Source organism: Tepidimicrobium xylanilyticum, from assembly GCF_900106765.1.
GTDB lineage: Bacteria > Bacillota > Clostridia > Tissierellales > Tepidimicrobiaceae > Tepidimicrobium > Tepidimicrobium xylanilyticum.
On sequence record NZ_FNNG01000013.1, the window covers coordinates 62,483 to 71,013 of the forward strand.

The 8,531-nt window shown below is 30.1% G+C and carries 9 protein-coding genes; all 9 read left to right on the forward strand.

The genetic code is table 11. The features are described from left to right. Positions 1-33: 33 nt before the first annotated feature. Positions 34-696, forward strand: a complete 663-nt coding sequence (cmk, locus tag BLV68_RS12470; protein ID WP_093754327.1) for a (d)CMP kinase — start codon at positions 34-36, stop codon at positions 694-696. A gap of 4 nt (positions 697-700) precedes the next feature. Continuing rightward, the gene (locus BLV68_RS12475) at positions 701-1,285 is read left to right on the forward strand and encodes a lysophospholipid acyltransferase family protein (protein WP_093754329.1); all 585 of its coding nucleotides are present in this window, start codon (positions 701-703) and stop codon (positions 1,283-1,285) included. A gap of 11 nt (positions 1,286-1,296) precedes the next feature. Next, complete coding sequence (locus BLV68_RS12480; protein ID WP_093754331.1) at positions 1,297-3,270, forward strand: bifunctional 4-hydroxy-3-methylbut-2-enyl diphosphate reductase/30S ribosomal protein S1; 1,974 nt, start codon at positions 1,297-1,299, stop codon at positions 3,268-3,270. Between the two features lie 172 nt (positions 3,271-3,442). Then, complete coding sequence (locus tag BLV68_RS12485; RefSeq protein ID WP_093754333.1) at positions 3,443-4,219, forward strand: CheR family methyltransferase; 777 nt, start codon at positions 3,443-3,445, stop codon at positions 4,217-4,219. Positions 4,220-4,307: 88 nt separating this feature from the next. Next, positions 4,308-5,363 (forward strand): M42 family metallopeptidase, encoded by a 1,056-nt coding sequence (locus BLV68_RS12490; protein WP_093754335.1) that lies wholly within the window; start codon positions 4,308-4,310, stop codon positions 5,361-5,363. Next, positions 5,354-6,373, forward strand: coding sequence for a M42 family metallopeptidase (locus BLV68_RS12495; RefSeq protein ID WP_093754337.1), 1,020 nt, complete (start codon positions 5,354-5,356; stop codon positions 6,371-6,373). Before BLV68_RS12490 ends, BLV68_RS12495 begins: the two co-directional genes overlap by 10 nt. Then, complete coding sequence (locus tag BLV68_RS12500; RefSeq protein ID WP_093754339.1) at positions 6,374-7,372, forward strand: M42 family metallopeptidase; 999 nt, start codon at positions 6,374-6,376, stop codon at positions 7,370-7,372. 81 nt (positions 7,373-7,453) lie between these two features. After that, positions 7,454-7,969 carry a hypothetical protein gene (locus BLV68_RS12505; protein ID WP_093754341.1) on the forward strand — a complete coding sequence of 172 codons (516 nt, stop codon included), beginning with the start codon at positions 7,454-7,456 and terminating at the stop codon, positions 7,967-7,969. A gap of 72 nt (positions 7,970-8,041) precedes the next feature. Continuing rightward, positions 8,042-8,497, forward strand: a complete 456-nt coding sequence (locus BLV68_RS12510; protein WP_268807639.1) for an IS3 family transposase — start codon at positions 8,042-8,044, stop codon at positions 8,495-8,497. Positions 8,498-8,531 lie beyond the last annotated feature (34 nt).

The window sequence follows — 8,531 nt, forward strand, 5'->3', positions numbered from 1 at the left end:
ATGGGTGGTTATGTTTTTATTAGGAGGATTACTATGGTTAATAAAAAAATAATCGTAGCAGTAGATGGGCCTGCTGGTGCAGGTAAAAGCACTATTTCAAAAAAAATAGCAGAAGTTTTAAAACTAGAATATATCGATACTGGAGCTATGTATCGTGCATTAACTTTAAAAGTTATCAATAAAGGAATTAACCCTAACGATGTTAAAAGTATATTAGAAATAATGGAAGATACTACAATCGAGTTTATAAACAACCATGTATATTTAGATGGGATAAAGGTTGACGAGGAAATAAGAAAAAATATTGTTACAAATCATGTTTCAGAGATCTCTAAAATAGCAGAAGTCAGAAAAAAAATGGTAGATATGCAAAGAAAATTGTCTGAATCTAACAATGTCATTATGGATGGAAGAGACATAGGAACGGTAGTCCTCCCCCATGCTAATTATAAGTTTTTTATAACTGCTTCCGTTGAAGAAAGAGCAAGAAGAAGATATAAAGAATTACTAGAAAAAGGGGAAAAAGATATTACCTATGATCAAATTTTAATTGAAATTAAGAAAAGAGATGAAATAGATAGTACCCGCGAAATTGCTCCTCTTAAAAAAAGTCCCGATGCTCATCTTATAGACACTACTAATAAGACTATAGATGAATGTGTAAATGAAATTATTGAAATAATTGAAAGGGGGTAGTTATTTGCTTTTTTACAAAATTATTAGATTTTTTGCAATTATAGTTTTTAATATACTTTTTAGAATCGATATTATAGGCAAAGAAAACATTCCTTCAGAAGGAAGCATTGTATTGTGTTCTAACCACATTAGCGCCTTGGATCCAATTATTCTAGCAATAGCAATACCTAGACCAATATCTTTTATGGCAAAAAAAGAATTGTTTAAAAATAAAGTTCTTGCTAGAATAATATATAAGCTAGGTGCTTTTCCTGTAGATCGAGATGGTTCAGATATTTCTGCTATTAAATCCTCTTTAAAGATACTCAATGCAGAAAAAGTGTTGGGAATTTTTCCAGAAGGAACGCGAGTTGCTAAAATGGATTTAGAAAATGCAAAACCAGGTATTGCCCTTATAAGCATAAAAGGCAAATCACCAGTTGTTCCAGTATATATTCAATCTAACTATAAGCCATTCCATAAAATAATAGTAAATATAGGCAAACCTATTCATTTAAGCGAGTATTTCGATAAAAAACTTTCCACTGAAGAATATAAATCCATAAGTAAGAGGATTTTAAATTCTATATATTCGTTAAATAAAATTTAGGAGGAAAAGTAGTGAAAATTTATATTGCCGAACATGCAGGTTTATGTTTTGGTGTAAAAAGAGCTATAGATATAGCTGAAAAAACTATTGCTGAAGCAGGAGGTGTAAACACTTATTCATTAGGTCCTTTAGTTCATAACCCATATGTAGTAGAAAAACTTAATAAAAATGGGTTAAAAATTATTGATAATATTGATTCAATAAAAAAAGGGAAAATTATAATCCGTTCCCATGGAATACCTTACAATATTCAAAAAAAAGCAGAAGATTTGAATTTGGAAATAATTGACTGTACTTGTCCCTACGTAAAATCAGTGCAAAATAGAGTAAAAGAATATCATAATAAAGGATATAAGATAATAATTATTGGAGATAGAAACCATCCAGAAGTTATAGGAATTAACGGATGGTGTAACAATGAAGGGATAATTATTAATGAGATAGAGGAAGCAATAAATCTTCCTGCTTATAAAAAAGTTTATATTGTATCCCAAACAACAAATACTCATGAAAAGTTTGAGAAACTATCAAATATTATAGTACAAAAAAGCGAAGAAGTTAAGATATTTAATACCATATGTAATGCCACAAATTTAAGACAAAAAGCATGTATTGAATTAGCTAAAAAGGTGGATGCTGTGATTGTTATTGGTGGCTATAATAGTTCTAATACCAATAAATTAGTTGAAATTAGCAAAAAATATTGCAATAATGTTTATCATATTGAATTACCTAAAGATTTGCCTTTACATGAGATACTAAAATTTAATACAATAGGAATAACTGCAGGTGCTTCCACACCTGATTGGATAATTAAGGAGGTTGTTAATACTATGGAAAATATTGACAATAACGAAATGCTAGAAGCAATTGAAAACACAATGACCAAAATTCATAGAGGTGATATAGTAAAAGGCAAAGTCATATATGTTACCGATGATGAAATTATGGTTAATATCAATTATAAAGCTGATGGAATAATCTCTAGAGAAGAATTATCTAGTGATCAAAATGTAAAACCAAAGGATCTATATAAAGAAGGAGATGAAATAGAAGTCTATATAGTTAGATTAGATGATGGCGAAGGAAATGTGGTGCTTTCCAGAAAGAGATTAGAAATCATAAAAAGTTGGGATGAATTAGAAGAAGCTTTTCACAATAAGAAAGTTTTAGAATGTACTGTATTGACAGATGTAAAAGGAGGCTTATCCGTATTAGTTAATAGAGTTAATGGCTTTATACCAGCATCTCAAGTTTCAGTTAATTATGTTAGTGATTTAAGCAGCTATATAGGAAAAAAATTAATGGCTAGAATTATAGATTTCGATAAAAATAAGAGAAAAGTAGTTTTGTCAAGTAAAGTGATCGAAGAGGAAGAGTTAAACAAAAAAATAGAGGAGTTGTGGAATAGTTTAGAAGTAGGAAAGCTAATTGAAGGTAAAGTCGAGAGATTAACTGATTTTGGCGCTTTTGTAGATATTGGTGGCTTAGATGGACTTATTCATATTTCCGATTTATCTTGGAATAGGGTAAAACATCCTTCAGAAATAGTTAATGTAGGCGATATTGTAAAAGTTCAAGTTCTAGATTTTAATAAGGATAATAATAGAATTTCTTTAGGATTAAAACAAACTTTACCCGAACCATGGGATGTATTTTTAAGTAAGAGAAAAATTGGAGATATTGTATTAGGAAAAGTTGTTAATATACTTGATTTTGGTGCTTTTGTAAGATTGGAAGAAGGTGTAGACGGACTAGTTCATGTTTCACAAATCTCTAGAGAACATGTAGATAAACCATCTGATAAACTAAAAGTTGGACAAGAGGTATTAGTAAAAATAATCGATATTAATGAAGCTGAAGAGAAAATAAGCTTGAGTATCAGAGCTATTGAAAAAGAATTAAATGAAGAAGCAAATGACGATATAAATTTTGAAAACCAGGATATGGATCTTAAAGTAGAAGATATCATTAATAAGAATTAAAATGTAAAGGGAATTGATGTATAATATTTTCAAAATTGAAGAAAATATAAATGTGACCTCACAAGCTACATCAAGACCCCCTTTACATTCAAATTTCTGTGGTTTTTAACCACAGAAATTTTTGCATTTTATTAATTAATCCATAAAAATTTCACTGTTGAAGGGGGCAAAAATGGACAGGTACGAAAAATTCAAAGAAAATATTAACAACCTAATCAATATCAATTTAAATTATTATAAAGAAAAACAGATGAAGAGAAGAATTACCTCATTGATGAATAGAAATGGGTTTGATGATTTTGAAGAATACTTTAAGGGACTTAAATCTGATAAAAAGTTATTAGAACAGTTTATAAACTATTTGACTATAAATGTATCAGAATTTTATAGGAACCCTTCACAATGGAAAGTATTAGAAATGGATATTTTGCCCAACCTCATCAGTAACAAAAATAAACCACTTAAAGTGTGGAGTTCTGCTTGCTCTACTGGTGAGGAACCTTATTCATTAGTAATGCTAATGAATAAATTCTACGATTTAATGGATATAAATATACTAGCTACTGATATTGACGAGGAGGCGTTGAGTAAAGCTAAAATTGGTATATATTCCGAAAAAGCCTTAGTTAATTTACCTTCTAATATGCAATCAAGTTACTTTGATAAAGTTGGAAACTCATATAGGATAAAGGATGAAGTAAAGAAATGTGTTGAATTCAAAAAAATAGACCTTTTAAAAGACCCCTTTCCAAATAACGTAGATTTAATCTTGTGTAGAAATGTAATGATTTATTTTACAGATGAAGCTAAAGAAATATTATATGAAAAATTTCATAGAAGCTTATCGAGTAAAGGAATACTGTTTGTTGGTAGCACGGAACAGATTATTTTGCCTGAAAGATATAATTTTAGAACTGTGAAAACTTTTTTCTATACAAAAATTGATTAGTGTATGTAAATAAACAACATGCTATAATATAATTAGCACATCGAAATAATTCTGCGCCATATTATATATGATAAAAGGGGGTTATAAATTGGATACGAAGGAACTTTTAGAAAAATTAAGTAATGGAAGTAGCGTATCAGGATTTGAACATAAGGTAAATGATTTAATTATTTCTGCGTTTAATAACCATGCCGACCATATAACAACAGATAAATTAGGTAATATTATAATGTTAAAAAAAGGTGTAAATAATCATGATCCAATTAAAATAATGATCTCAGCTCATATGGATGAAATCGGATTAATGGTAAAGTATATTGAAGATAATGGATTTATTAGATTCACTAATATTGGAGGTATAGACCCTAGAACTATATTAGGGCAAGAGGTAGTAGTACATGGTAAAGAAGATTTATTTGGAATAATTGGCTCAAAACCACCACATCTACAAGAACCATCTGAAATCGATAGAGCAATTAAGATGGAGGATATGATTATTGATATAGGTTTTCCTAAAGAAAAGGTTTTAGAACTTGTTAACATTGGAGATCCAATTACAATAAAAAGGGAATTTAAAACCTTGCAAGGAGATAGGGTCATGGGTAAATCCCTAGACGACAAAGCAGGAGTAGCAGCTATGTATGAATCAATATTGGAGTTATCAAAATTAAAACATGAAGCAGACGTTTATTTTGTTGCAACTGTACAAGAGGAAGTAGGGATAAGAGGTGCCTTTACTAGTACTTATAAAATAAATCCTGATATTGGCATAGCCATAGATGTAGGATTTGGTTCAACACCTGAACTCCAAAAAGGGTCTACAATCGATATGGGAAAGGGTCCAGGGATTACAATTGGTGGAAATATTCAGCCTGGATTGAGAAATAAGATTATCGAAATAGCAAAAAAATATAATATTCCTTATCAAATAGAGGTAACACCTGGGCCAACTGGTACAGATGGTAGGGCTATGCAAATTACAAGGGAAGGCATACCTACCTTATGTTTATCAATTCCATTAAGGTATATGCATACTTCAGTTGAAATAATAGACATGGAAGATTTAAAAAACACAGCTAAGCTATTAGCATTCTTTATAGCATCTATTACAAGGGATAATTTGGAGGGATTATTATGTTACTAAAAAGATTAACGGAGGCTTCAGGTGTATCTGGTAATGAGAAAGAAGTTAGAGACATTATAATCAATGAAATTAAAGATTATGTAGATGAGTTAAAGGTAGATAAATTAGGAAATGTAATCATTTATAAAAAAGGCAAAGAAAACTCAAAAAAGCTAATGATAACAGCCCATATGGATGAAGTTGGATTAATGATTACAGATATAGATAATGAAGGGCTATTAAAGTTTACGACAGTAGGTGGTATTGACAAGAGGATACTAGTTTCAAAACCAGTATCAGTTGGTAATAATAAAATATTAGGAGTTATAGGAGCAAAGCCAATCCATTTACAGAAAAGAGAAGAATGGCAAAAAGCTCTAAACGTAGATCAGTTATATATTGATATTGGTGCAAAAAACAGAGAAGAGGCTGAAAAGTTAGTAAGTATTGGAGATTATGTATCTTTTGATAGTCAATATATCGAGTTTGGTGAAAATTTAGTAAAAGCAAAGGCTTTAGATAATCGCGTAGGATGTAGTCTTTTAATTGAATTAATAAAAGCCACAAAGGATGTTAGCTTTTATGGGGTATTTACTGTAATGGAAGAAATTGGACTAATAGGTGCAGGCCCTGCTGCCTATTCAATAGACCCAGATATTAGCATAATACTAGAAGGTACATTGTGCTATGAAGTACCTAAAATGGATGAACATTTAGTGCCTACCTATTTAAACAAAGGTCCTGCTATTTCTATTATGGATAGGACTACCATTTACAACAGAGAATTTCGTACCAAAATAACAAAGATTGCTGAAAAAAATAACATACCATACCAATATAGAAAAACGTCAATGGGTGGAAATGATTCTGGTAAGATTCATACTACTAAAGAAGGTTCTATTACTGCAACTTTATCTGTACCATGCAGGAATATACATTCACCCACTTCCATTATGAGCAAAACCGATTATAAAAATACCTTTAAATTATTAACAGCTATTTTAACTGAATATAAAAAGGGGGAACTGTAAATGAATTTTAATAGTCAATTGTTAAAGGAGTTAGTGGATACATATGGGCCTTCAGGAAATGAAAAACCAATTAGAGATTATATTATCAGTCAAGTCCAAGATTACGTAGATGAGATAGAAATAGATGATTTAGGAAATTTAATTGCCAGAATAAAAGGTAATGGGAAAAGGATTATGGTAGCTGCTCATATGGATCAAATTGGATTAATGGTTACCCATATTGATGATAAAGGCTTCTTAAGGTTTACGAATATTGGTGGAATATCACCATATATTACAATGAGTCAACAGGTTATATTCGAAAATGGAACAATAGGAGTAATTTCATTAGAGCCTATTGAAGATATTTCTAAGTTAAAACTTTCAGATATGTATATAGATATAGGAGCTAATAGCAAAGAAGAAGCTGAGAAGAAAGTAAGTATTGGAGATATATGTGTTTATAGGTCCCAATTTGGCGAAAATAACGATGTAGTTTTTTCCGGCTCTTTAGATGATAGAGTTGGCTGTTTTGTTGCAATAGAAGCTATTAAACAAATTAAAAATCCTAACAATGACCTATATTTTATATTTACAGTACAGGAAGAAGTAGGCTTAAGAGGTGCTAAAACTTCTGCTTATAAAATAGACCCCCATATTGGGATTGCCATAGATGTAACAGGTTCTGGCGATACTCCTAAAGCAAGGACCTTTGCAATAGGACTTAATAAAGGTACCGCAATAAAAGTAAAGGATAATTCAATTATAACTCATCCTAAATTGAGACAAATTATGATAGATATAGCCAAAGAAAATAATATACCATACCAATTAGAAGTACTAGAATATGGTGGAACTGATTCTGGGGCTATTCATTTAACGAAGGAAGGAGTGCCTACGGGGGCGATTTCTATTCCTACAAGATACATTCATTCTACTATAGAAATGGCTGCCAAAAGCGATGTACTCAATTCTATAAAATTGTTAATTAAACTATTAGAATATGAATTTGATATTTAAAGAGCTGAATTGATATAATACTTCCAAAGTAGACAGTCTAATTAATTAAAAATTAGATTATCTACTTGGAGGTATTTTTTTATGGGAAGAAAACCAAAGTACAGTAAAAAAGTAAAAATTAAGGCTTGCAAAGATTATGAAAAAGGTCATATTAATTTTCAAGGAATTGCCAATGACATTAGAACAACAAAGGAAGTTGTGCGTCGTAAGAACTTCAATTTCAAAAAAAGAGGAATTCGAAAGAAAACTTCCCTATTAAAAGTAAGACAGGAAGCAGAATACAAAACTGTAGATTTTTTTAAAGATAAAGGTTATTCAGTAACCAAAATATGTAAAGTTCTAAATACTTCAAGAAGTGGATACTACAAACATAAAAATAGAGTTAAACCTGAAAAAGAAAAACAAGATGAATTGCTATGTTCATTAATTACTGAATATCATTCAACATTTGATGAAATTTTAAGGTATAGAAAGATGACCATGTTCATTAATAAACTAAATCATAAGTCATTTTCAGAAAGATATATACATAGGCTTATGAATGTTTTAGGTATTACAGCTAGAATTATAAGAAAAAAGTTAATCGCATTAGAGTAAAGCCAGGGTATACAAAGGAGAACATATTAGCAAGAGATTTCACAGCCAAGGCTGGCTTACAGATGTAGCTGAATTTTCAATAATAGAAAGCTTTATTTAAGTCCAATTATGGACATTTACGATAACAGTATTATTGAATATGAAATATCCTTTAAAAACAATAATCAACTTGTATTTAAAATGTTTGGTAAAGCAATACAAAAACATCCTGATGCAAAGCCCATATTTCATAGTGATAGAGGGTTTCAGTATAGGGGAAATATTTTCAAAAGTAAGATTAAAGAAGCTGGAATGGTCCAAAGCATGTCAAGAGTTGGTAAATATATAGATAATGGTTCTATGGAAGGGTTTTTTGGCATATTAAAGACTAAAATGTTTTACAGTAAGAAGTTTAAAACACTTGAAAAATTAAGGGAAAAAATAATTCAATATATAAAATTTTACAATGAAAAAAGATTTCAAAAAGGATTAGGATGCGTGGCTCCTTTAGAATATCGAAACATGCATCCTAATGTGTATAAATTTTAATTAAATTGCTTGTTTACTTGACAAGGGTCAGTTC

Excerpts from the sequence above, each read along its gene's own strand:
- cmk (WP_093754327.1), top strand. The coding sequence starts at position 34 with ATGGTTAATAAAAAAATAATCGTAGCAGTAGATGGGCCTGCTGGTGCA.
- BLV68_RS12485 (WP_093754333.1), top strand. The coding sequence starts at position 3,443 with ATGGACAGGTACGAAAAATTCAAAGAAAATATTAACAACCTAATCAAT.
- BLV68_RS12495 (WP_093754337.1), top strand. The coding sequence starts at position 5,354 with ATGTTACTAAAAAGATTAACGGAGGCTTCAGGTGTATCTGGTAATGAG.
- BLV68_RS12500 (WP_093754339.1), top strand. The coding sequence starts at position 6,374 with ATGAATTTTAATAGTCAATTGTTAAAGGAGTTAGTGGATACATATGGG.
- BLV68_RS12505 (WP_093754341.1), top strand. The coding sequence starts at position 7,454 with ATGGGAAGAAAACCAAAGTACAGTAAAAAAGTAAAAATTAAGGCTTGC.